Here is a 22,052-nt window from a genome sequence, read left to right on the forward strand (position 1 = left end):
CGCGAAGATGAACCTTATTTGGCAGTGACCACTCGCTCTGCAGGAGCGGCCTTGCGGGCACCTGCGAGAAGCAGAACAGCGATGCCGCAAAGGGCCGCAAGCGTGTAGAAACCAGCATCATGATTGCCCACTGCGACATCGGCCCAATTCTTGATTTGCGGCGCGAAGAATGCACCGAGATTACCGATGGAAACAATGAAAGCGATGCCGCTGGCCGCGCCGATCCCGCCCAGATAACGGGTAGGCAGGCTCCAGAATACAGGTTGCGAAGCTGTGAGGCCCGGCACGGCAATGCAGGCCGCAAGAAGCATCAGCCATGGGTTGCCGGTGAGCCCGATGACGGCGAGCGCCACTGTTCCAGCGATGACCATGCCCATGCAGACAAGCCGATGCTGGTTGGTCTGGTCGGCCAGAACCGTGAAATAACGGGTTGCGATGACCGAGCACAGCCAGGGAAGGGCGAGAAGCGAGCCGATAAGAAGATTCATCTGCCCATTCGATGCTGCCTGTGCGAAGCGCGATGGGAAATAGAAGGTCAAAGGCGCGGTGCCGATCTGCAGAAAGAAGTAGATGCCAATGAAAGCCCAGACGCGGCGGTCTTTCAGTACCGACATGGCTGAATGCTGGGCCTGTGTTTCTTTTGCGGCTTCTTCCGCGGCGATAACCCGTGTGAGGGCATCGCGCTCCTCGACCGAGAGCCAGCGCGCTTTTTCGGGGCGATCCGTCAGGTAGAAAAGGGCGATGATCCCGACCAGTGATGCGCCGAGCCCTTCGACCACGAACATCCATTGCCAGTTGGTGAGGCCAAAAATACCGTGATGGGTCAGCAACCAGCCGGAAAGCGGGCTTCCCAGGACGAGCGCCAGCGGAACGCCAAGATAGAAGATACCGGTCGCGCGTGCGCGCTGCTTCGCGGGGAACCAATAGGTCAGATAAAGTAGGACGCCCGGATAGAAACCGGCCTCGCAAACGCCGAGCAGAAAACGCAGCGTGTAGAAGACGCCTTCCGTATGAGCGAACATCATGGCGGCGGAGACGATACCCCACGAAATCATGATCCGGCTCAGCCAGAGGCGTGCGCCGACCTTGTGCATGATGATGTTGCTGGGAACTTCAAAAAGCGCATATCCGATAAAGAATATGCCGGCTCCGAATGCATAGGCAGCATCACTTAAGCCCGTGTCAGCCTGAAACTCGGACTTGGCGAAACCGATATTGGCGCGGTCCAGAAAGGCCAGGATCAGCATGATTGCCAGAAATGGCAGAAGTCGCTTTGTCGCCTTGCCAACGGCGGAATCGACGAGGTTGTCTTGCATCGTTGAGCCTCCTCCTCAATGCTGCCCCTCCGGGCACGATGGTGAAGCGGAAACTAGTCACAATTCTCTGATAAATATATAGCGCATATATGAATATTTGGCGACGTATTTGAGGCTTCACCGATATATCCGGTGCGATGACAGCCACTTTAATCTTTGGTTCTGTGTGTAAGTTGAAGTATAATTTATATATGAATAATATTTTTAGTATGCGGGTTTTGATGACTTATCAACGATAGTTTCCTGCTGGAATAATCCGTGATTTTGCGTGTCGCTCACCGGCTGATCCGTACGCGCGGGAAAATTTCCATGGTCAGATAGTGCTCATCGAAGCTTGAGATATGGACGAGAGCTGACCGGTTCAGAAATTCGACCTCATTGTTGCGGAAGACGAGAAGATCGTCCTCACGAAGTTCACGCAGCATCCGGTTGATATGGATCGGCGTAAGCCCCAGTGCATCGGCCAGCTCGCTTTGTGTCAGCGGACAGAAAAAGCTGTTTTCATCGCCCGTTCCGTTGATCCGCGCCCTGTGCCCCAGTTCGAGCAGGAGATGCGCGATACGCACAAGTGCACTTCGGCGGCCTATGCTGATGAGATGCTCAATCAGAATGGCACGCTGACGCGCCATCAGTTCCATGAATGTCATGGCAAGACGAGGGGAGTTGAGAAGGCTTTCGGTGAGATGATCCAGGGAGATTTCGAGGACAGAAAGCTCGGTAACCGAAATCAGGGTATAATAGTTGAAGCCGAGCCCGGTTCGGAAACCCAGAAAATCACCTTTCATGGGAAAGTCCAGAATCTGGCGATCACCATCGGGAAGATCGCGATAGATGCAGCCCCAACCACTCTTTATTATGTGAACCGAATTGGCCCAGTCTCCCTGGCTACTCACCACGGTGTGCGGGGCATAGTTTTTTGAGGATATGGGCAGGGCGCTAAGAACGCTCAGGTCACTTTCATTGAAAACCGCACTGATAGGCGCGCTTTCCAGAAAATGGCGCAGCGTTTTTGCTTCGTCGGCATTTACCACCATAGAGCCTACCTGCCGTTTCGCCCAGCATGAGTGCATATAAGTTTTAAGTCGAGCGCCCCCCACGGTTCGTTTCCCCAGGCTCTTCCAAGGAGGCCAGGTATCTAAAGAGTTTCAGCGAGGCCATTTGTTTTGGCAAGGTAGTAATTTCTACCACTAATTGGGTATATATCCGCGCTTTGTCTAAACCATATTTTGCCGAAACCCTTAATCTAGGTTAATGACACTCAAAGAATTTTCAGGCAGTCTTTTCATCAAAATAAGAACAAAAACAAGAATTGCTTCCGGGGTTTTGTCTAGATCTCAAGAAGAAAAATAAAACAGGTAACCGATGCGCTTCCGTGATTGTGATGTGCAAACAATGGGGTCGTGCGCATAAGTCGGATTAGAGGGCGAACAGATGAACATTTCTCCACAATTCAGTAGCAGGACGAGTGAATTAAAGAATAATGGCTTTGGGGCGTCAAAAGATAGTTCTTTTAAACCTGAACAGCCTAACGACAGCATGTTGCCGCTACTGGTCATCATAGACAACCGTGCGTTGGATCGCGAATGCCTCGCACATGGATTGACAAACCACAGTATCGAAATGTCGATCGCCACATTCAGCTCGTTCGAGCAGTGGCAACATCAGCGCAAGGGCCGCACCGCAGGTGCAGTGCTCTTCAACATCGGTGGCCAGAAGGTTTCGGACCCGGCTGTCGGAAATTATCTCAATCGCATTGTTACTGACTGCGCTCCGGCACCGGTCATTCTTCTGGCCGACAAGGAAGAAATCTCGCAGGTTCTCAAAGCGCTCGACCATGGCGTGAAGGGGTATATTCCAACATCGGTGAATGTGAATGTCTGCGTTGAAGCATTGCGGCTTGCCATGGCGGGCGGAACCTTTGTTCCAGCCAGCAGTGTGCTCGCTCTGCGTCACGCCACCGATCCGAACTCACAGCGGCTGCAACCTCTCGGCGGAATGTTTACCCAGCGTCAGGCCGAAGTGGTCAATGCGCTGCGCCGCGGCAAGGCGAACAAGATCATCGCCTATGAGCTGAAGCTGCGGGAAAGCACGGTCAAGGTTCATATCCGCAACATCATGAAGAAGCTGAAGGCGTCCAACCGTACCGAAGTGGCTTGCATCATCAACGAGCTGTTCCCGTCGGAAACATCGTTCTCCGACTTGCAGTAGGGCGCAACTGGCGGCAGCGAAGCCGCCCGGCCGACGGATAGAATTGTTCCGTGAAGGAGACTTTTGGTGATTATCTCCGACGTTTCAGCAGGAAACGGGCGGCAGCCGGTGGCTGACCTGCTCGACACTATAAAACGTAGAAGGATGATGCTGATTGTACCGGTGCTTGCAGGCATCGGTGTCGGCTTCGCAGGATATCTTACAGCACCAGTCAGTTATGTGTCGGAGTCTGTGCTGGTGCTGGATATGCGGCGATTGCAGGCGCTTCCCAATGAAAGCGCGATCACCCCATTGCCGCAGGACAGTCCGGTTCTGCGTTCCGAACTCGATATCATCAATTCGCGTATGATGGCGCGCAAGGTCATCGACATTCTGCAAGCGGAGAACATTGTCGTGCCGACGGAATTCCGTTCGCGCACGGTGTTGTCGTCTGCTTCGAATACAGGATCGCAGGCGAAGAGCGCACGCGATGTCGATCCGGCCATGCGGGAACGCCAGCAGATCGACCTTCTTCTTTCGCGGTTGCGGGTCACAAATGATGGCCGTTCCTATACGATCTTCATTTCGTACCGCGCTTCCGATCGGGTTTATGCGGCCCAGGTCGCCAATGCCTTTGCCACGGCCTATCTCAATCATCAGATCGACGTGCAACAATCGGCCACGCGGCGTATCAGCGAATGGCTGGGCGAAAAGCTTGGTACCTTGCGCAGCGATCTTGAAAGTGCCGAAAGTGCTGCGGAGGAGTTCCGCCAGAAGTCACGGCTTGCGGGCGATCAGGGACAGATCAGCTTTCAGGCCCAGCGCGTCGCGGCTCTGAACAATGAAATTGTCGCCGCAACGGGAGCAGTCTCGCTCGCCGAAGCACGATTGCGCACGGCATCAGAGCTGAAGAACAACAATGAAGCGCCTGCACTGGCCGAGGTGCTGGCTTCGCCTGCGATCCAGACCTTGCGCAATGAGGCAGCACGCGTCGAACGCCAGCTTGGCGAATTGCAGTCGAATGGCGCGTTGAAGAGCGCTGAAATTCCTGTGCTGAAGGCGGAACAGGAAGCGTTGAAGCAGCAGATTTCGAGCCAGGTCGGCGAAATCATCAAGAGCCTTGGCAATGAAATCCAGATTGCGCGTCAGCGGCGCAGCGGACTGGAAGGCGCATTGAAAGATGCGGAAGCCGATCTTGCCGAAGCCAATCAGGCGCAAGTCAGGGCCGGGCAGCTGGACCGCGAGGCCAATGCCAGCCGCACGGTCTATGAAAGCTATCTCACGCGTTACAAGCAGCTGATCGAACAGGACGGCATTGCCGCGCCCGAAGCACAGATGATCTCGCCTGCGGAGCCGGCGATGGCCAAGGCCAGCCCGAACCTCGCCAACTGGCTGCTGCTGGGGCTGGGGTTGGGCGGACTGGTTTCACTTGCAGGCACCATGCTGAAGGAAACATTCGACAAGATCAGGCCCGCACAGACGGCATCTCTGATGCTGCCCGGCATTCCGGCTGCGACGTTGCTGCCGGTTTCGCCGCAGCTGACTGTGCCGCTTCTCGTCAATCGCGGTCTCGATCCGGCAAGCCCGTTCGGTCGTGCAATCAAATCCGTGCACGATCGTCTGCGGACACTGACACGCGGCCGGGATTCCTTGGCGCTGTCCGTCGTCTCCCTGTCCGATGGCGAGGGAAAGACCCTGTTGATCACCGCGCTCGCGCAACAGATCGCCGCGACCGGCTTAACGGTTGCAGTCATCGATGCGACAAACAAGCGGTCGGGCCTGTCGGAGGCCTTCGGGCTTCCGCATGGTGATTACGGTGCTGTTTCTACAGGGCGTCCGCTTTCCGGCGCAACGCTCGTGCATGATCACGGTTCGGGGATCGATATCATCAAGCCGAACAGGCAGATGCGTGACGGAGACTGGCTGGCCGAGCTGATTGCCCAATTGCGCGCGGATCACAAGATCATCCTTGTCGATCTGCCGGCGGTCATGGAAGACAAGCGCTCGGTTCTCCTGTCGCGGGCGACGGATACGGCGCTTCTTGTGGTTCCGTCCGACCGACAGGACCAGCTTGCGACCAATGCACTGATACAGACGATGGCGTCGTTCGGGCGCAAGCCCGCGCTGGCGGTCGTGAACCATAATTCTTCGTCTTATCGCAGCTGGATAGTGCTCCCCGTGGTGCTTTGCGGACTGGGCTTGCAGAAAGCACGGCGGAGCATAAGCGCGATATTCGCGCGGCGCCGGAAACCAGATGCGGATGGCGCACAGGAACAGGCGTGAGGGCAAACCATGTCATACAGGATCATCAAGAATCGCATTGGTACCCATCTTCGGGCCACTATGCTTTCGGGCCTCATTCTGGTCGGCGGGACTTTTGGAGCGCTTGCGGACGGACAAGCCTATCGGGTTGGCGCAAATGACGTGCTGCAGGTAACCGTTTATGGGCAACCGTCACTCACCGGGCTTTACCCGGTCGATGTGGACGGCAATATCGGTTATCCGGTCGTGGGCAATATTTCCGTCACCGGGCTGACCACCAACGAAATCAGCGAGAAGATCGCGGGATCGCTATCCCAGCATATTCCGGGACTGACGGTCACAGCAACGATCAATCAATATGCGCCGGTATTTGTCGTTGGCGATGTGAAGGCGCCGGGAAAATATCAGTTCCGGCCCGGAATGGTGGTGCTTGAACTCATGGCGCTGGGTGGCGGAGCCGGAAAAGCGGAGTCTCCAGCCCTGACTGCCGGGATGCAGCTTATTTCCGCGCAGCAGGAATATGTCGACCTGCAGATGCAGATCACTGCCATGGCAATCCGGCGGGCCCGTTTCGAGGCAGAACTGAACGGCACGGATTTTACTTATACTCTGCCGGATCAGGCGGCTGCGAACAAGGAAACCGTGGCCCTGACGCAGAAGATGCTGGACGGTGAAAAGACAGTGTTCAACGTCCGCCGCAACAATCTTGCAGCCGAGCGTCGGGCGCTTGAAGCGCAAGCAGCGAGCTATGGCGATGAAATCCAGACCCTGCAGCAGAGTATCAAGCTGCACGACACCGAAATCGGGCTGTTGCAGGAGAATGTGGATTCCAGCAAGTCGCTGGTGGATCGCGGCCTGGCTGCAAAATCCAACCTGCGCGATATGGAGCGTGATCTGTCGGCCACACGGCGCGCTGCGCTGGAGCTTGCTTCGTTTCTTGCACGGGCAAGACAGAACCAGCTTGCCATGGAGCAGCGCATCGCCAATCTGGAAGAAATTCGCAAAAGCGAAGCAGCTACCAATTTGCAGGATATTGACCTCAACATTGCCCGCATGGAGCGCCGCAGCAATACACAACTCCAGGCTATGGCCGAGATCGCCAAGTCTTCCGGTAATATTTCCGCGGCCACGCTGCGCCAGAAACTGGTGTTCTCGATCAGTCGTATCGTGAATGGCAGCTTTCAAGATATCGTCGCCAACGAAAGTACGGAAATCAAACCGGGTGACATCCTGCGCGTCGAGCTGGATATGAGCAGGGTTGGCGGCTCGCCGTCATAGGTTGAGAGTTCCACTTCAATGGAAGTTTAGGAAGGCGCGGCGTCTCTTCGTGCTTCGGGACGACGCTGCGCGTCTCCCCGGCATGAGGGATGCCGAGGAGACTTGTCCAGGATCGACAATATCGAAGAAAACGTCGCGCTTGATCGGAAAAGCGGGTCCCGCTTTTCCGGGGGCTTCAAGCGGCGACAGGATCGGCGGCTTCCTCCAACCAATCGCGATAGACTTCACGCAGGCCGTCCTCCAGACGAATTTGCGGCTTCCAGCCCAGCGCCCGCATCCGCGACGTGTCGAGGAGTTTGCGCGGTGTACCGTCCGGTTTGCTGAGGTCGTGTTCAAAGCGACCTTCGTAACCGACGACGCGGGCAACGGTCAGTGCCAGATCCTTGATCGAAATCTCTTCACCCGTCCCGATGTTCATCGGCTCGACGCCTTCATAGAAACGCAGCATGTGCAGGCAGGCATCGGCAAGATCATCCACATGCAGGAACTCCCGCAAGGGCTTGCCGGTGCCCCAGAGCGTCACATGGTCGGTCCCTCGCACCTTGGCCTCGTGAATCCGGCGGATCAATGCCGGCAGGACATGCGAGGTGTTGGGATCAAAATTGTCGTTTGGACCGTAAAGATTGGTCGGCATCGCCGTCATGAAGTGATTGCCATATTGCCGTGCGCAAGCCCGAGCATATTCAAGCCCTGCGATCTTGGCGACGGCATAAGCTTCGTTGGTCGCTTCCAGCGGGCCTGTCATCAGGGCATCCTCGGTGAGAGGCTGCGCTGCGTCGCGGGGATAGATGCAGCTTGATCCGAGCCACAACAGGCGTTCGACACCGTTCTGATGGGCGGCGCGGATGAGGTTCATGCCGATGGCGAGATTGTCATAGAGAAAATCTGCCGGATATTGCGAATTGGCAAGGATGCCCCCAACGCGGGCGGCAGCGATGATGATGACATCCGGCTTGCGACCGCTGATGAAATTCTCCGTCGGTCCCTGCCGGGTCAGATCGAGTGCGCTGTGCGCTGCAGTGATGATGTCGCAATCCGTGCCTTGCAGGCGGCGCAGAATGGCCGAACCGACCATGCCTGTATGCCCGGCAACGAACACCTTCTTGCCTTCGAGTGAATAAAACGGAGCGGGGGTGATGTCAGCCGTAGAAGTCATTGCGTCCAACCTCCCGCATGATGTTGCGCAAATCCCAGTCGACCATTTCGGTGACAAGATGGTCGAAGCCCGTTGTATGCTGCCAGCCGAGGCGATTTTTCGCCTTGGATGCATCGCCGAGCAGGAAGTCGACCTCGTTCGGACGGAAATAGCGGGGATCAATCTCTATCAGGCAATTGCCGGATTTTCGGTCGCGGCCGATTTCTTCCACGCCGTTACCGTGCCACTCGATCTCCTTGTCGACGGCCTTGAAGGCGTGTTCGACAAACTCGCGCACCGTGTGCGTTTCGCCGGTCGCCAGCACGTAGTCGTCGGCGGTGTCTTCCTGCAGGATACGCCACATGCCCTCGACATAATCACGCGCATGCCCCCAGTCGCGACGGGCATCGAGATTGCCGAGCCGAAGCCTGTCTTGCAGGCCGCGTTCAATGGCCGCGACAGCACGGGTGATCTTGCGGGTAACGAAGGTTTCGCCACGAAGCGGGCTTTCGTGATTGAACAAAATGCCGTTGGAGGCATGGAAGCCATAGGCGTCGCGGTAGTTTACCGTCGTCCAGTAGGCATAGAGCTTTGCTGTCGCATAAGGACTGCGCGGGGCAAAAGGCGTCTGTTCGTTCTGTGCCTGGGGCGAGCTGTTACCGAAAAGTTCCGACGTGGAAGCCTGATAGAAACGGCATGTCTTGCCGAGACCCAGAATACGCATGGATTCGAGCAGACGCAGCGTGCCGAGCGCATCGGCATTGGCCGTATATTCAGGCGTTTCAAAGCTTACCTGAACATGGCTTTGCGCGCCGAGATTATAAATCTCGTCGGGTCGCACTTCCTGAATGACACGGCACAGATTGGTTGCATCGGTCAGGTCACCGAAATGCAGGCGGAAGTGAATGTCCTCCTCATGCGGGTCCTGATAGAGATGATCGATACGCGCAGTGTTGAACGAGGAAGACCGCCGTTTCAGACCATGTACGCGATAGCCTTTTTTGAGCAGAAGCTCGCTTAGATAAGCGCCGTCCTGTCCGGTCACACCGACGATGAGAGCTGTTTTCTCTTGCAAGGGCTTCCCTCCGACCAAAGCTTTCCAAAGCTGCAATGAAACCATGTTAGCGATTTCCTGCGTGGGCAGAACGGCTCCAAAACGGCAATTGCGGGCCGGAACATCCCTCTTCGGATGAGGCTTGAGGCGCGCCCGGTATGTCCGGTTTCACCCAAAGAGGTAGGCAGTTCGCCCGGTGTCGGTGCATGCCATGCCTTTGTGTTTCTTGCGGTATCTGCTGCGCAGTTGCGATGCTCGTTTCAACGGGATCGAACAACAGGACGTGAAATCATGCGTGTGGTGCTTGCCAATCGTTACTTCTACCCGGACCAGTCGGCGACGAGCCGGATGGTGACGAGCCTTGCCCATACGCTTGTGCGTGAAGGCATCGAGACGACAGTGCTGGCAAGCCGCAGCTATCACGACAAGCGGAAGGACGTGTTGCCCGCGCGTGAAACGATCGACGGCATAGATGTGCATCGCATATGGACCTCGGGCTTTGGTCGGGGCAAGCTTGTCGGGCGCGCGGTCGATTATGCAACCTTTCATCTGTCCGCGGCCGCCTGGTTTGCATCCAATGCCCGCAAGGACGATGTTTGCGTCGTCTGTACCGATCCGCCGCTTCTTTCCGTTTCGGCAGCGCTGCCTGTTCGCCTGCGACGGGCAAAGCTGGTCAACTGGGTGATGGATCTTTTTCCCGAAACGGCAATGGAACTCGGCCTCATCAAATCCGATACCGTTTCCGGTAAGCTCGCCCTGATCCTGCGCAACTGGTCGATGCGCCAGTCTGCACTGACAATCTGTCCGATAGAGCGCATGGCGCATTATCTTTCGACACGGGATATTCCGGCGGAAAGCCTGAGCGTGGTTCACCACTGGGCCGACCGCAATGAAATCGTTCCGGTGGAACCGTCGCAGAACCCCTTGCGCCGTGGCTGGGGGCTCGGTCGAAAATTCGTCATCGGTTACTCGGGCAACTTCGGGCGCGCGCACGAGTTCAAGACGGTGCTCGATGCTGCGGAGCGGCTCCGGCATATGAAAAGCATCGTCTTTTTGATGATCGGCGAGGGGCAGCAGCGTGGTTTCGTCGAAAGTGAAGTCAAGCGACGCGGCTTGACCAATGTGATGATGAAACCATTCCAGCCCGTGGAAAAGCTCTCCGAGAGCCTTGGCGCGGCCAATGTGCATCTGGTTTCGCTGAAGCCGGAGCTGGAACATTGTATCGTGCCCAGCAAGTTCTATGGCGTCCTTGCGGCGGCCCGTCCGACAATCTTCATCGGTGATACGGAAGGCGAGATCGGCACGATTGTCCGCGATTTTCAGTGCGGTATGGCGCTGAGACCGGGCGATGTCGATGCGTTGATCAACGCGATCCTTCATTTGCGGCATTCGCCTGTGGGACGCATGTCGATGGGCAACAATGCCCGCTATCTGATGGAAACAGCCTATTCGCGTGAATATGGCGCAGCCGTCTGGCAATCGGCCATTTCGCGGCTTGAGGAAAAGGTGGTGCCACAGGCCATGCCGGTTCTCGACCGGCAGTTCCAGCCGAGGGAATTATGATGGATGGGTCGGTCGTTGTCAGCCAGTTGGGCGCCCGCCGGCACTATGCAGTCCCGCGGATTTTTGCGAATAATCAGAAGCTGGCACATTTTTATACGGACATATGCGCTTTTCAGGGATGGCCACGTTTCCTCAACAGCTTGCCCTCCAATGCACTCCCATCCTCTGTTCGGAGATTGATTGGACGCAAGCCCCAGGGAATTCCCCAACAACAGATGACAACCTTTCCGGGCTTCGGACTGCATTCCGCCGTACGCAGACTGGCGAACCAGACCGGGCCGAAATCCACGGCCAATGCAATATGGGCTGGTGAAACATTCGGAAGGCTGGTCGCCGAAAGCGGATTTCACGGCGCAAGTGGTGTCTATGCCTTCAGCGGTGAAGCTGTTGAACTGTTGTCGGCTGCGCGAAAAATGGGTCTTTGGACAGCGGTCGATCAGGTAATCGCGCCGCGCGCCATCGTCGACCAGCTTGGTTATGAAGAGGAATTGTTGAACCCGGGTTGGCAATTGCCGCTCGAAAGCGATGGATATTCCGAGGCTTTCGCGGAGCGTGAACGAGCTGAATGGCAGCTGGCCGATGTGGTTGTGTGTCCATCACCTTTTGTTGCCCGTCATGTGGTTGAAGAAGGTTGTGCTCCCGAAAAAATCGTGGTGGTTCCGACAGGTGTTGATACGCGTTTCCAGGTTGAACGGAAACCACGGGCACCAGGCAAATTGCGCGTGCTGACAGTGGGCGCGGTTGGCTTGCGCAAAGGTTCGTCTTATGTCGGCGGGGTTTCCCGATTACTGGCGGGAGAGGTGGAATTCCGGATGGTCGGCCCGCTGGAACTGTTGCCGGAAGCACAGAAGAAGCTCGCCGCCTCGGTCGAATTGACAGGCCCCATTCCGCGCAGCGAGATGCGCAAGCAATTTGAGTGGGCCGATGTTTTTCTGTTGCCTTCGTTATGCGAAGGGTCGGCGATTTCCGTTTATGAAGCGCTGGCCGCTGGGCTGCCTGTAATTTGTACGGAGAATACGGGCAGTGTCGTTCGCAACGGTATCGACGGCTATATCGTGCCTATCCGGGATGTCATGGAGACAACGGAAATCCTGCGGGAACTTGCAGGCAATCCGGCAGCGCTGGAACGGATGGGCGAAAGCGCCCGCGAACGCGCGGCTGATTTTACTTTATCGCGTTATGGCGAACGGTTGACCTCAGCAATCTTTCGGGAGAAGGCGGCATGAACATTGTCCACGTCATCGGTTCCTACGACCCTGCCAAGGGCGGCCCGCAAGCCGTCGTGGTGCGGCTTGCAGCAGCGCAGGCAACGCTCGGTCATGAAGTGACAATCGTAAGCTATAGCGATGATGAAGTGAGCGGTCGCGCCGTCAGCGCCACGGCCACAATCCCTGGTTTCGACAAGGTGCGCACCCTGCTTCTGCCAATGCCTGACCTGCGTGAAACCTTGTTCGGCGGGGCTGCAGCAAAAGCAATGGAGATGCTGCTGCGCTCGGCAGATTTTGTGCATCTTCATGGCATATGGGAAACCAATCTGTTGCGGGCATCAATGCTTTGCCGCCGCTATCGTGTGCCATATTGCGTATGTTGTTGCGGTATGCTCGACGTGTGGAGCATGCAACAGAGCGCATGGAAGAAGAAGATCGCGATGATGCTCGGCTTTCGTCGTATGCTCGACGGTGCGGCCTTCATCCACGCACTGAATGCGGATGAAATCGAGCTGATGCGGCCGCTTGGCCTGAAATCACCCTCGATGATTATCCCGAACGGAATTTTCCTCAATGAAGTCGAGGGCGACAAGGACATTGCCGTGCGCGGATTGCCGGAACGGCCCTACATACTTTTTCTGTCGCGGCTGCACTACAAGAAAGGTCTTGATATACTTGCCGATGCCTTTCGTCGTGTCGCCCCCTTGTTTCCTGATGTGGATCTGGTTGTCGCGGGTCCCGATGGTGGTGCGGAAGAAGATTTTCGGCAGCGTATTCGTCAATACGGGCTTGAGACGCGGGTACACATGACAGGCGGGCTCTATGGTCCGGCGAAGATCGCTGCCCTGAAACAATCGGCCTGTTTTTGCCTGCCAAGCCGTCAGGAAGGATTCAGCGTCGCTATAACCGAGGCGCTGGCCTGCGGCGTACCGGTTGCGATTACCGATGCGTGCCATTTTCCGGAAGTCGCTGAAGCCGGTGCCGGTGTGGTCTGTTCACTCGATCCGATGGCTGTGGCTTCAGCGCTTGAGCAAATTCTGGAAGACCCGGATCGCGCGAAACGCATGGCTGCGGCTGGTGCCAGACTTGTGCGGGCCAACTACACCTGGCCACGCATCGCTCTCCAGACAATTGCGGCCTATCAGAGCTTTCAACCGCAAAAAAGCGGCGCCGTTGCAGGCCGCAAGGCGCTCCGGTCCGTTCCTGCTTCCTGATTGTCAGGGCTTCCGTCGAGGTCTCACGGGCTTGGCCGGATTGCCGACATAGACCATCCATGGTTCCATATCACGGAAGCCGACCCCGCGTGCGCCAAGAACTGCGCCTTCACTGATGGTCACGCCCGGCCCGACAAAGGCTTCAGCTGCAACCCAGCCATAAGGCCCGATGTGAATGGGTGCTGCCGTGAGGGGAAAATCCGCCTGATCGATATTGTGCCCCGCCGTGCACAGATGCGCGCGTTGTGAAACGATGGCGAATGGGGCAAGCGTTACGTGCGCTACGTTATAGCAGAGCGCACCTGGTCCCAGCGATGAATGAGCACCCATGGTCAGATTGCCCGGCCACCAGATACGCGCACTGCCGCGCACGATGGCGGTCTTGTGAATCTTCGCGCCGAAGGCACGCAACACCGCGCCACGCCAGCGCCACAGGAAAGATGGCGTCCATGCCGCCAGTAACAGCCAGCTTGCCTGCCAGCACAGACGCTGAACACGGTGTCCGAGTGTGAAGGTCGCGCCGCCTTCCATGGGGCGCGACGCGTTCATTCTGCCTGAAATGCCATCCAGTTGGCGCGATTTACCGGTTTCTCCGGCGAACGTCCCTTTGTGGTCTGACGTCACGGTCATGATGACCATCCTTCCTGAAACCTGGCCCCCGCAATGCTGATCGCGCCACTTTGTGATGGCGGAAGCGGGAGCTGGATTGATCGATTGCGGATTACGCAGAACGACAGAACGGGAATGAGGAACAATGCCATGTGAATCCAGACAGGCACGACCCAATCCGTGTGATGAGAAATTGAGTGCATGGCCGGAACAATGGAAAGCATATACACCAATTGTCCGAGCATCTCGCCTGCCATTGCGGTTTCCCAAAGTCTGCGCATGGCCCAGGCAAGCAGCAGGAATTTCAGGGCTCCGAAATACCAGAATGACAAGAACGCATCGACCAATCCCGTTTCGGTCGAGCCTGTCAAAGGGTTGTAATCCCGGCTGGGTTCCGGGACATCGAGATAGAGCGCTTCCTTGATGCGACTACCCACAAGTTGCGCCGGAACGAATGTAAAGATGATACGGTTCCAGTGATATTTGCCGTAATCAAACTCGAGCCGCCGATCAATTTCATCAATACGTTGCACGGCATTGCGCATTTCCGGACCACCACGGTCAAGGGTAGCGCGAAAATTGGCGGCATAGTCGATCTCCAGAATCTCATCGAGAACAAAGCTCGCATCCGCACGGGTTACCTGTCGATAATCGCCCATACTGGTCATCAGAAATGTGCCAGCCAGAATGCTGATTGCCATGATTGTTCGAGGTACGACAATCCGTCGGTAGAACCAGAAGGCGAGAAGGAACATGAGGACCAGCTGGATGGTCTCTGCGCGTTTTCCTGTGACCAGAATACGGTCCAGATAGAAAACCAGATCGAACAGGATGATCGCGATGGCAAACCATGACGGCCGCCGTGCGAAACACAGGACGGCGATGGCCAGGCCATAGGGCATGAGCTGTGCAAAGAAGAGGTACACCACCGGCATACCAGTCATTTGTACGCCGATGGAGACGTCTCCTGGAAGGCGGCTAAGGAGGAAATAGAAGACAGCGCCGAAAGCCGACAATCCGGCTGCAGCCCAGAGCAGTCTGCGTTCGCTGAAACTCATGCTGAGAAACTGAATCGGCTTTCTCGTCAGACGCCATCCAAGCATCAGCATTGCGAACGACAGAATGCCCATGATCATCGTCTTGGCGTAAGCGCCGGAAGGCAGAAACTGATCATATACGAGGGCGGGAAGCTGCGGCAGCAGGAAGCCGAAGGTCATCACCCCTGCAAGAAACGGAAACTGATACATGCGTTCCGGTCTGGAGAAGAGACCGCCAGCCAGAAGGCAGAGGACGCAACCGACGAAAATCCAGGTGAGTGAGAGGTTCATTGTGTAACCCCCGCATCAGCGCATACATCCGAAAGATCGGGTGCCGGTTCATCCGTGGAAAGGTCGTGTGGGAAGATGCGGCCTGAAATCAGATACCAGCCAAGTTTCACATATTCCTTGACGACGAGTTCCATGTCCGTGGGTGTTGTCGGAAAACCGGGCCGACCGTCATCGCCGCCGATGGGAGACGAGATGAAACGCATCTGGGGGCAGGCGGCGCGAAAGCTCGCTATGGCGCGGCGCGAGTGATACCAGTTGGTCACGATCAGCGCACTTCTGGCCTGTATTTCGCGCATGAGGGGCGCGGAAAATCGGGCATTCTGCCAGGTGCTGCCCGATTGGCATTCCACAAAAATCGCCGATGGTGTCACGCCTTTGCGCACCATGATCCGTTTGTTGGAGAGGCAATCCCCGTCGCCGGTAACAAGGATCACCGGTGAGCGGCCTTCCTTCCAGAGACGTGCGGCCTCCGCCGCGCGGGGCGGTCCGTCTCCACCGGGTACGACGATCACGTCAGCTCTGCCGCCGTCATCCTGCAAGGTCAGAACAGGTTCCGAGAAGAACATGGCGACCAGTCCGAACAAAACGGCACAGGGCAGAATAATGGGCAGCATCATACCATACGCCGTTCTGGTGCTTCGGTTTCCAAAGGGCGTCTGACTGATGATGATTCAGCCAGAAGCGCCGATTGGCGCTGGCGTTGCTCTTCCATCTTGATCACGATCATGAACTCGTAAGCCGAAAGCAGGCGGCAATAGAGATAGCCGGGCTTGCCGTCGAGGAAGCCACCGCGCAGCACATACATGTAGAAGAAGCGCAAGGTCGGCCGACACGGCAAATTGTAGGACAGGGATTTCATGGCGCGCCGACGCCGTTCCGGATTGCCCGACAGGAGGCCACCCCAATCGACGCGCCGCTCAAGAAGCCGCGCTGCCGACAAATCCGCTTCAACGGTGGAATAGAGATTGTGTTTGTCGTACCAGGCGGCGAGCCCCTTGTTGAAGCTGTAATGGATGAAATGCGCCTGTAACTGGCCGCTCGGACCTCCGGTTGCGCGTGCATGGATTGAACGCTCGAAGCGTACGCGATCCGGCCTGACCAGCCGGGTGATCCATGTCGGATAGAGGCTTGCATGGCGTATCCAGCGCCCCATGAACATGTTCTTGTAGCGAAGCCGGAAAAACACTTCCGGTCGGTCGGGATCAGCGGTGACCGACAGTATTTCATCTCGCAGGTCCGGCGGTGTGATTTCGTCCGCATCGGGTGTATAGACCCAAAGATGTTTGAACTCGATTTCCGTCAGCCCGTACATGCGCTGGCGGTCCTCGGTGTCATAGACGCGCTGATAGACGCGCGCGCCCGCTGCTTTGGCGATTTCCACGGTACGATCAGTGCTGAATGAATCGAGCACTACGATATCGTCGCACCAGTCGAGTGAGGCGAGGCATGCAGGTAGATTGACTTCCTCGTTAAGCGTTCTGATGAGGACGGACACAGTCATGAAGTTGCCCCTGGATAAGTGATGTTCGGTTTGGTGGTCGGGTTGGCCTCGGCCATCGAAGCGGTAACGATCGGACGTGCGCCTCTGGTCATGCGCAGCACGAAGAGCGTGTGCGCTGCGGCAGGGATCGCCAGCGCCAGAAGCATCGGCCAGACGGGTATGTCGAACCGGATGGCGATGTAGGCGATGGCTCCCGCCAGAAGATTGAGCGCCATGACCGCTACGGCTGTTTGCCCGCAGGAAAGCCCCGCATCCATCAGCAGATGATGCAGATGCTGCCGGTCCGGCGAGAACGGGCTTCTGCGTACAGACATGCGGCGCACGATCAGGCTCAGCGTATCAATGACTGGCACGATCACGATCCAGATCAGGACGGGAAAGGCGACGGCGGCGGTTCCGCTTGCAAGGATGAGGATAAATCCGGCAAGGGCTGCACCGAGAAATGTGCTGCCGCCATCGCCAAGGAAAAGGCTTGCTCGTGCGCGCCAGCGATGCCGCATGTTGAAGACCAGAAAGCCGAGGCAGGCAGCAGCAAGGGCGAGCGCCTGGAGCCCGAGGCGATGTTCGCCGATCCCGAAGCCGATGACGGCCAGCCAGAAGAATGCGGCAGCACTCGCCGACCCTGCCAGTCCGTCCACGCCGTCACTCATATTGACCGCATTGACGAGGCCGACAATGAAAGCAAGCGCGATAATCAGGAAAAGCGGTCCGGTCAGGACCTGTATAAGCATTTCCGGAGTGGACGTGGCGGCAGTTTCGATGCCGTCGGAAGCAAGCCCGAGATAGGTCTGCGTCACCCCGGTGATAGCAATTATCAGGAAGGCTGCGAGCAACTGGATTGCAAGGCGCGGCGCGACAGGCAGGTTGAAACGGTCATCGAGAACACCGGCGACGAGGATGAGCACAAGCCCTGGCAGCAAGGCCATGGCATTGGCATGTCCTGAAACGCCAAACGCCAGAAACGTGGCTGCGGAAAACGAGAGGAAAATGGCAATGCCCCCGCAAAGCGGGACATTCCCGTCATGCCTCTTGCGGGCATCAGGAATGTCGATGAGATGCCATTCGCGTGCCAGCCCCCGAAAGCCGAGGCAGAAAGCGACGGAAAGAGCGAAGGCCAGAAGCGTGATCCAGGAAAGACTCGTCATGTCTCCTCCGAGGCGCGTGCAAAAGATCAAACTCCGGAAATTTTTACGCACTGACACTGCTATCCACGACTTGGCTTTAGAGCGTGCCGCATACTCCTTTCAGGTCAGGTGCTAACACCAAGGGCGACATTTCGTGCCTGTGGCAAAGGATTATTCTGAGCGAGGATTGGAAAATTGCGCCTGCGGACGCTTTTGCCCGCGCTGTCATGAATGGGGGATGAAACGATGATGCAGAAAACGCTGGCGGTGCCAGAGAATACCTGTTGGAGCGGATCATGAATGGCAGTCGCAGGGGTTTCCTCATGGCGGCGCTCGAACAATATGCAGGGCTGCTCTTCAACTTTGTGACGGTGGCTGCGGTGTCACGTGTTCTGGGGCCAGCCGAAACCGGAATGGGTGTGATAGGCTTGAGCCTTACGGCAGTCGTGTTTTCGCTGCGTGAATTCGCCAGTCCCGAATTTTTGATAAAGATCGATAAGGTACGCGATCAGGACATCCGGACTTCGCTTACTTTTCTGATGGGTGTAACGGTTCTGCTGTCGCTGATCCTGTATTTTGCACTCGGATACTTCGCCGAATCCTATAACGATCCGAAGTTGAAGCTTTTTCTCAGCATCACGATTGTGGCCGCGCTGGTCGAAAGCCTGTCCTTACCGATTGTCGCATTGCTGAAGCGCGACATGGCCTTCGGAACATTAGCGCGCATCCGCACCGCCGGGGCCGGTCTGGGTGCATTGGTAACCATTGCCATGGCCTTCAGCGGTTTCGGGCATATGTGTTTTGCCTTCGGACTGCTGGCAAGCGCGTTGATAACAACGGGGCTGGCTGTCTCGATCCACCCTTTGAAAAATCTGTTCCGCCCGTCATTGGCCAGTTTCGACACGGCCTGGCGGTTCGGGATTTATCTTGGAGGCAATGCTGGTCTGAACAAGATTTGCATGACGCTTCCGCAGCTTCTGCTCGGGCGTTTCATGCCCATATCGGCAGTTGGCATTTACAACCGTGCCGACACTTTGAGCGGTCTGCCGGATCGCATCATCCTTTCAGCCGTCTTCACCGTGGCGTTCCCGATGCTTTCGGCGCAAGTTCGTGCCGGAGCGGATATCAGCCAGTCATACATCCGCGCCTTGTCCTATATTACCGTCGCCTACTGGCCGGCACAGGCATTGCTGGCGCTGCTCGCCTATCCGGCAGTGCACATCGTTCTTGGCCCCGACTGGACTGAATGCGTGCCCATAGTGGCGATCCTCAGCCTTGCCTGCCTTTTCTGGTTTCCTGCGATTCTGACCTATCCCTTGCTGATGGCATTGGGTGAAAACCGCGAAGCTTTCCTGTCCAACCTCATTTCGCGGCTGGTCGCACTCACCGTTATAGGCACGGCTGCATTTTATGGGTTGCTTGCCGTCGCGCTGGGTCAGTTCATCAGCTTGCCCATACAGATGGTCATAGCCATCGTTTTCGTGCGCAGGCACGTGGCCTTTTCCTATGCCGTACTTGGTCGGGAATTGCTGAAAAGCGGTCTTGTGACTCTGATTGCGCTGGCCATACCGCTTGCAATGGTTGCCGCTGATGGCTTCTCGCTGGAAATCCCTTGGACCAGAGGCGTCGTGATGGGCCTCATCGCGGTGGTGAGTTGGCTGGGCGCGCTATTCCTGGTGCGCCATCCCTTCGCTGCCGAGGTCGAGCCATCGCTGAGCTGGCTTTTCGGAAAGCTTCGGGCGCGGCTTGTGCCCCGATCGGCGTCGACCCCTGCAGAATAGGACGGCCTGTCATGGACAAATGCAAATTGGAACAGCCGACAATCGACGTTGTTATTCCCAACTTCAACTATGGTCGCTATCTTTCCGCCTGCGCCAACAGCGCCTTGCAGCAATCAGGCGTCAATGTCCGTCTGCTCATCATCGACAATGCCTCGACAGATAATAGCGTCGAGGTTGCAAAGAGCCTTGCGGCCGACGACAGCCGCGTCCAGCTGCTGCTCCGTCAGAAAAATCTGGGGCCGCATGCTTCGTTCAACGAGGGCATAGACTGGGCCGCATCGGAATATTTCCTGATCCTGTGTTCGGATGATCTGCTGGCGAGAGGGGCTCTGGAGAGGGCGACAAGAATGCTGTCGCAACGCGACGACGTTCATCTCGCGCATGGCGCGACGGGCCGGATAAAAGCCGACGATGGTGAAGCTCGCGTGACAGGTGCCACGTCCCCCGCTTCGGACGAGTGGCGGATATGGTCCGGGGAAGAATTCATTGAGTTTGCCTGCCGGCATGCGTTTAACCCGGTTACAGGCCCGACAGCGGTTGTGAGGACTGCGATCCAGAAACAGATGGGATATTACCGCACGTCGCTTTCCCATACTGACGATCTCGAAATGTGGCTTCGCATCGCCACACGCGGTTCCGTCGCCTCTACCGGCCAGATACAGGCTTTTGCGCGGTCGCATCCCCAGAACCGGTCGGCGACGGTGAATGGTATTCTGTCCTGGAACCGCGAGTTCGAGGCTGGATTCCGGTCCTTCTTCGATCATGAAGGTGCCAGCTTGCCGCATCAACACCGTCTGTTTGCAATGGTTCAGGATTGCCTTACCAAACGGGCTTATTGGTCAGCGATCTCCAATCTGGCGCGGAGGCCGAAAGTGGCGGGTTCGCTGATGGCATTCGCGCTGAAGCGGGAGCCCTTGCTCGCTGTCATACCCCCCTTCGACTATCTGTTGAAGCGTTCCGCGTGGCGAAGCGGACGCGGCGCCTAGAACGCATCCCGAGAAATCCGAAACGATGTTCGGATCAAGGTGTGTGTAAAAACAAAAAGATAGGGCTTTTCCAAACACGTACTAGTTCGGTCGTAGTGACTGAATGGCTGGATCAGCCGTACTCCTGACATTGTCGAGAAATGTGGTGTGAAGAAGCTCTTCCTGTCGTGCCAGCCGGCTGCGATAGCGCTCCACACCGGCTTTCACCTGCATGGTCAAAATCGTTCGATGCTCGAAAGCAAAGTCGATCTGGGAGAGGATTGTTTCAGGATCAAAACTGTCAATCCGGTGGCAGAATGCCGCCAGTCCGGTATCGTGCAACAAAGCGTCGTTTTTGCTCGCATAAGCCATGGAGATTGTGGGGCGTCCCATGGCCAGCGCGCAGACGATGTTATGGTAGCGGCTTGCGATAACGACGTCGGTTCTGGCGATCTGTTGCATGAGTTCGTGCAGGGAAGCGGATGGTTCAAATGCGACTTTGTTCGCTTCCGCCGGAGCGAGCTGCTCCAGTATATCGCGAGCCGCCTCTATGTCGCCCTTGTCTCCGATCAGCAGACGCACCTGACGCCCGCTGGCCAGAAGCCTGTTCACCAGTGTCGTCACTTTGGAGACATAGTCCCTGTAGATGGCATCGCCATCCTTCTCCATCTTTTTCCACCCGCGATAAGTCATCACGCCGATGCCCACACATTGTTCCGGGCTATTCCGGTTCTGATCTGGAACCGTTGGCAATGCAAAGGCGATATCAGCACTGACGAAATCCTGAGCGGGTTTTACGCCCAGCTGTTTCATGAAGTCATGAGAGATCTGATCTCTATAGGAACGAAAAGACGCCAGCATTGCAGCCTGACGGATGAAGAACCTGCTCCATCGATGATCGACCGGTCCGGCACCGATCGACACGAAGATCATGCGCGTGCCGGTCAGTCTGGCCGCCAGCGACCAACGCAGTACAGCAAAAGGCCAGCCAAGGGGGTTCTCGTTGAAGTCATCCAGTATGCCTGTACCCGGTACAATGATGAGATCGAGCTGAGAAGCAAGCAGAAGCGCGCAACTGAAACCGACTGTTCGTCGGGGAAAATGCAGCATTGCTTTGTTGGTTGCCCGGAGCAGCCAGTTGGATGGGTCGGGCTGGGAGACCGGATGAGCCGAAAGATCGAATGTCTGCGCAACGATATCGGGTTTGGAGCAGATGCAGACAAGCTGTGCGTCGGGACAGTTACGCTTCAAGAGTTGCAACATGGCTTCCAGCGAACCGTCATTGCCGGTATTGCCGGAACCAAACTGCCCGAAAAGTCCTATTCTCATGCGCGTGTCTCCCGCTGCACCGACAAGCTTAGGCCAGACCGACCTGCAGGAAAACTGGCAGAAGGGTGAACACCATACTCTATTGTAGGATGGGGTGTACCCCTCATAGCCGAAATGCGTGGCAGAGCAATTTCGATACACTGGCCAGCGGTATATCCATTGCCCCCCGATATACCGGAGTAAGGCTTCGAGGGAGTT

Annotated in this window: 18 protein-coding genes; 8 read left to right on the top strand and 10 right to left on the bottom strand. The window is 56.8% G+C overall.

Going from position 1 to position 22,052, the window contains the following annotated elements; all coding sequences use genetic code 11:
• Positions 1–14: 14 nt before the first annotated feature.
• The gene (locus tag CES86_RS10830) at positions 15–1,316 is read right to left on the bottom strand and encodes an MFS transporter (protein WP_029927720.1); all 1,302 of its coding nucleotides are present in this window, start codon (positions 1,314–1,316) and stop codon (positions 15–17) included.
• 275 nt (positions 1,317–1,591) lie between these two features.
• On the bottom strand, positions 1,592–2,350 hold the full coding sequence (locus tag CES86_RS10835) for a Crp/Fnr family transcriptional regulator (protein ID WP_010658565.1): 759 nt from the start codon (positions 2,348–2,350) through the stop codon (positions 1,592–1,594).
• Between the two features lie 397 nt (positions 2,351–2,747).
• Between CES86_RS10835 and CES86_RS10840 the strand changes: the two genes are divergently transcribed.
• The 3 genes from CES86_RS10840 to CES86_RS10850 all read left to right on the top strand — a co-directional run bounded on the left by CES86_RS10840 (position 2,748) and on the right by CES86_RS10850 (position 7,043).
• Positions 2,748–3,524, top strand: coding sequence for a response regulator transcription factor (locus CES86_RS10840; RefSeq protein WP_012092799.1), 777 nt, complete (start codon positions 2,748–2,750; stop codon positions 3,522–3,524).
• A gap of 66 nt (positions 3,525–3,590) precedes the next feature.
• Complete coding sequence (locus tag CES86_RS10845; protein ID WP_029927718.1) at positions 3,591–5,786, top strand: GumC family protein; 2,196 nt, start codon at positions 3,591–3,593, stop codon at positions 5,784–5,786.
• A 9-nt stretch (positions 5,787–5,795) separates the two neighbouring features.
• On the top strand, positions 5,796–7,043 hold the full coding sequence (locus CES86_RS10850) for a polysaccharide biosynthesis/export family protein (protein ID WP_012092800.1): 1,248 nt from the start codon (positions 5,796–5,798) through the stop codon (positions 7,041–7,043).
• A 175-nt stretch (positions 7,044–7,218) separates the two neighbouring features.
• Here CES86_RS10850 and CES86_RS10855 read toward each other — a convergent pair whose 3' ends face one another.
• Positions 7,219–8,199, bottom strand: a complete 981-nt coding sequence (locus CES86_RS10855; RefSeq protein WP_029927716.1) for a GDP-L-fucose synthase family protein — start codon at positions 8,197–8,199, stop codon at positions 7,219–7,221.
• Positions 8,183–9,253, bottom strand: a complete 1,071-nt coding sequence (gene gmd, locus CES86_RS10860; RefSeq protein WP_029927714.1) for a GDP-mannose 4,6-dehydratase — start codon at positions 9,251–9,253, stop codon at positions 8,183–8,185. The genes CES86_RS10855 and gmd overlap by 17 nt, the downstream gene beginning before the upstream one ends.
• A 270-nt stretch (positions 9,254–9,523) precedes the next feature.
• Here gmd and CES86_RS10870 point away from each other — a divergent pair, with 270 nt between their 5' ends.
• The 3 genes from CES86_RS10870 to CES86_RS10880 are packed head-to-tail and all read left to right on the top strand — an operon-like array spanning position 9,524 to position 13,217.
• Positions 9,524–10,795, top strand: a complete 1,272-nt coding sequence (locus tag CES86_RS10870) for a glycosyltransferase family 4 protein (RefSeq protein ID WP_029927712.1) — start codon at positions 9,524–9,526, stop codon at positions 10,793–10,795.
• Positions 10,795–12,021: a glycosyltransferase family 4 protein gene (locus CES86_RS10875; protein WP_094514382.1), complete on the top strand. Its 1,227-nt coding sequence runs from the start codon at positions 10,795–10,797 to the stop codon at positions 12,019–12,021. The genes CES86_RS10870 and CES86_RS10875 overlap by 1 nt, the downstream gene beginning before the upstream one ends.
• Complete coding sequence (locus CES86_RS10880) at positions 12,018–13,217, top strand: glycosyltransferase (RefSeq protein WP_029927710.1); 1,200 nt, start codon at positions 12,018–12,020, stop codon at positions 13,215–13,217. Before CES86_RS10875 ends, CES86_RS10880 begins: the two co-directional genes overlap by 4 nt.
• Before the next feature lie 3 nt (positions 13,218–13,220).
• Here the strand turns inward: CES86_RS10880 and CES86_RS10885 are convergent, their stop codons facing one another.
• The 5 genes from CES86_RS10885 to CES86_RS10905 all read right to left on the bottom strand — a co-directional run bounded on the left by CES86_RS10885 (position 13,221) and on the right by CES86_RS10905 (position 17,800).
• On the bottom strand, positions 13,221–13,766 hold the full coding sequence (locus CES86_RS10885) for an LbetaH domain-containing protein (protein WP_051686656.1): 546 nt from the start codon (positions 13,764–13,766) through the stop codon (positions 13,221–13,223).
• A gap of 77 nt (positions 13,767–13,843) precedes the next feature.
• Positions 13,844–15,154, bottom strand: a complete 1,311-nt coding sequence (locus tag CES86_RS10890; protein ID WP_029927705.1) for a hypothetical protein — start codon at positions 15,152–15,154, stop codon at positions 13,844–13,846.
• Positions 15,151–15,771, bottom strand: a complete 621-nt coding sequence (locus tag CES86_RS10895; RefSeq protein WP_010658576.1) for a YdcF family protein — start codon at positions 15,769–15,771, stop codon at positions 15,151–15,153. The genes CES86_RS10890 and CES86_RS10895 overlap by 4 nt, the downstream gene beginning before the upstream one ends.
• Positions 15,768–16,655, bottom strand: a complete 888-nt coding sequence (locus CES86_RS10900) for a glycosyltransferase family 2 protein (RefSeq protein ID WP_010658577.1) — start codon at positions 16,653–16,655, stop codon at positions 15,768–15,770. The genes CES86_RS10895 and CES86_RS10900 overlap by 4 nt, the downstream gene beginning before the upstream one ends.
• On the bottom strand, positions 16,652–17,800 hold the full coding sequence (locus tag CES86_RS10905; protein ID WP_010658578.1) for an MraY family glycosyltransferase: 1,149 nt from the start codon (positions 17,798–17,800) through the stop codon (positions 16,652–16,654). The genes CES86_RS10900 and CES86_RS10905 overlap by 4 nt, the downstream gene beginning before the upstream one ends.
• Before the next feature lie 275 nt (positions 17,801–18,075).
• Between CES86_RS10905 and CES86_RS10910 the strand changes: the two genes are divergently transcribed.
• Positions 18,076–19,560 (top strand): oligosaccharide flippase family protein, encoded by a 1,485-nt coding sequence (locus tag CES86_RS10910; RefSeq protein WP_029927703.1) that lies wholly within the window; start codon positions 18,076–18,078, stop codon positions 19,558–19,560.
• Between the two features lie 11 nt (positions 19,561–19,571).
• On the top strand, positions 19,572–20,546 hold the full coding sequence (locus CES86_RS10915; RefSeq protein ID WP_029927700.1) for a glycosyltransferase family 2 protein: 975 nt from the start codon (positions 19,572–19,574) through the stop codon (positions 20,544–20,546).
• A gap of 81 nt (positions 20,547–20,627) precedes the next feature.
• Here the strand turns inward: CES86_RS10915 and CES86_RS10920 are convergent, their stop codons facing one another.
• Positions 20,628–21,854, bottom strand: a complete 1,227-nt coding sequence (locus CES86_RS10920; RefSeq protein ID WP_029927697.1) for a polysaccharide pyruvyl transferase family protein — start codon at positions 21,852–21,854, stop codon at positions 20,628–20,630.
• Positions 21,855–22,052 lie beyond the last annotated feature (198 nt).

This window comes from Brucella lupini (assembly GCF_002252535.1).
Lineage (GTDB): Bacteria > Pseudomonadota > Alphaproteobacteria > Rhizobiales > Rhizobiaceae > Brucella > Brucella anthropi.

Bases quoted from the DNA above. Each gene is read 5' to 3' on its own strand.
- CES86_RS10855 (WP_029927716.1), bottom strand. From the start codon at position 8,199: ATGACTTCTACGGCTGACATCACCCCCGCTCCGTTTTATTCACTCGAA.
- CES86_RS10830 (WP_029927720.1), bottom strand. From the start codon at position 1,316: ATGCAAGACAACCTCGTCGATTCCGCCGTTGGCAAGGCGACAAAGCGA.
- CES86_RS10900 (WP_010658577.1), bottom strand. From the start codon at position 16,655: ATGACTGTGTCCGTCCTCATCAGAACGCTTAACGAGGAAGTCAATCTA.
- CES86_RS10890 (WP_029927705.1), bottom strand. From the start codon at position 15,154: ATGAACCTCTCACTCACCTGGATTTTCGTCGGTTGCGTCCTCTGCCTT.
- CES86_RS10875 (WP_094514382.1), top strand. From the start codon at position 10,795: ATGGATGGGTCGGTCGTTGTCAGCCAGTTGGGCGCCCGCCGGCACTAT.
- CES86_RS10910 (WP_029927703.1), top strand. From the start codon at position 18,076: ATGAATGGCAGTCGCAGGGGTTTCCTCATGGCGGCGCTCGAACAATAT.
- CES86_RS10895 (WP_010658576.1), bottom strand. From the start codon at position 15,771: ATGATGCTGCCCATTATTCTGCCCTGTGCCGTTTTGTTCGGACTGGTC.
- CES86_RS10915 (WP_029927700.1), top strand. From the start codon at position 19,572: ATGGACAAATGCAAATTGGAACAGCCGACAATCGACGTTGTTATTCCC.
- CES86_RS10870 (WP_029927712.1), top strand. From the start codon at position 9,524: ATGCGTGTGGTGCTTGCCAATCGTTACTTCTACCCGGACCAGTCGGCG.
- CES86_RS10920 (WP_029927697.1), bottom strand. From the start codon at position 21,854: ATGAGAATAGGACTTTTCGGGCAGTTTGGTTCCGGCAATACCGGCAAT.
- CES86_RS10905 (WP_010658578.1), bottom strand. From the start codon at position 17,800: ATGACGAGTCTTTCCTGGATCACGCTTCTGGCCTTCGCTCTTTCCGTC.
- CES86_RS10880 (WP_029927710.1), top strand. From the start codon at position 12,018: ATGAACATTGTCCACGTCATCGGTTCCTACGACCCTGCCAAGGGCGGC.
- CES86_RS10850 (WP_012092800.1), top strand. From the start codon at position 5,796: ATGTCATACAGGATCATCAAGAATCGCATTGGTACCCATCTTCGGGCC.
- CES86_RS10835 (WP_010658565.1), bottom strand. From the start codon at position 2,350: ATGGTGGTAAATGCCGACGAAGCAAAAACGCTGCGCCATTTTCTGGAA.
- CES86_RS10885 (WP_051686656.1), bottom strand. From the start codon at position 13,766: ATGAACGCGTCGCGCCCCATGGAAGGCGGCGCGACCTTCACACTCGGA.
- CES86_RS10840 (WP_012092799.1), top strand. From the start codon at position 2,748: ATGAACATTTCTCCACAATTCAGTAGCAGGACGAGTGAATTAAAGAAT.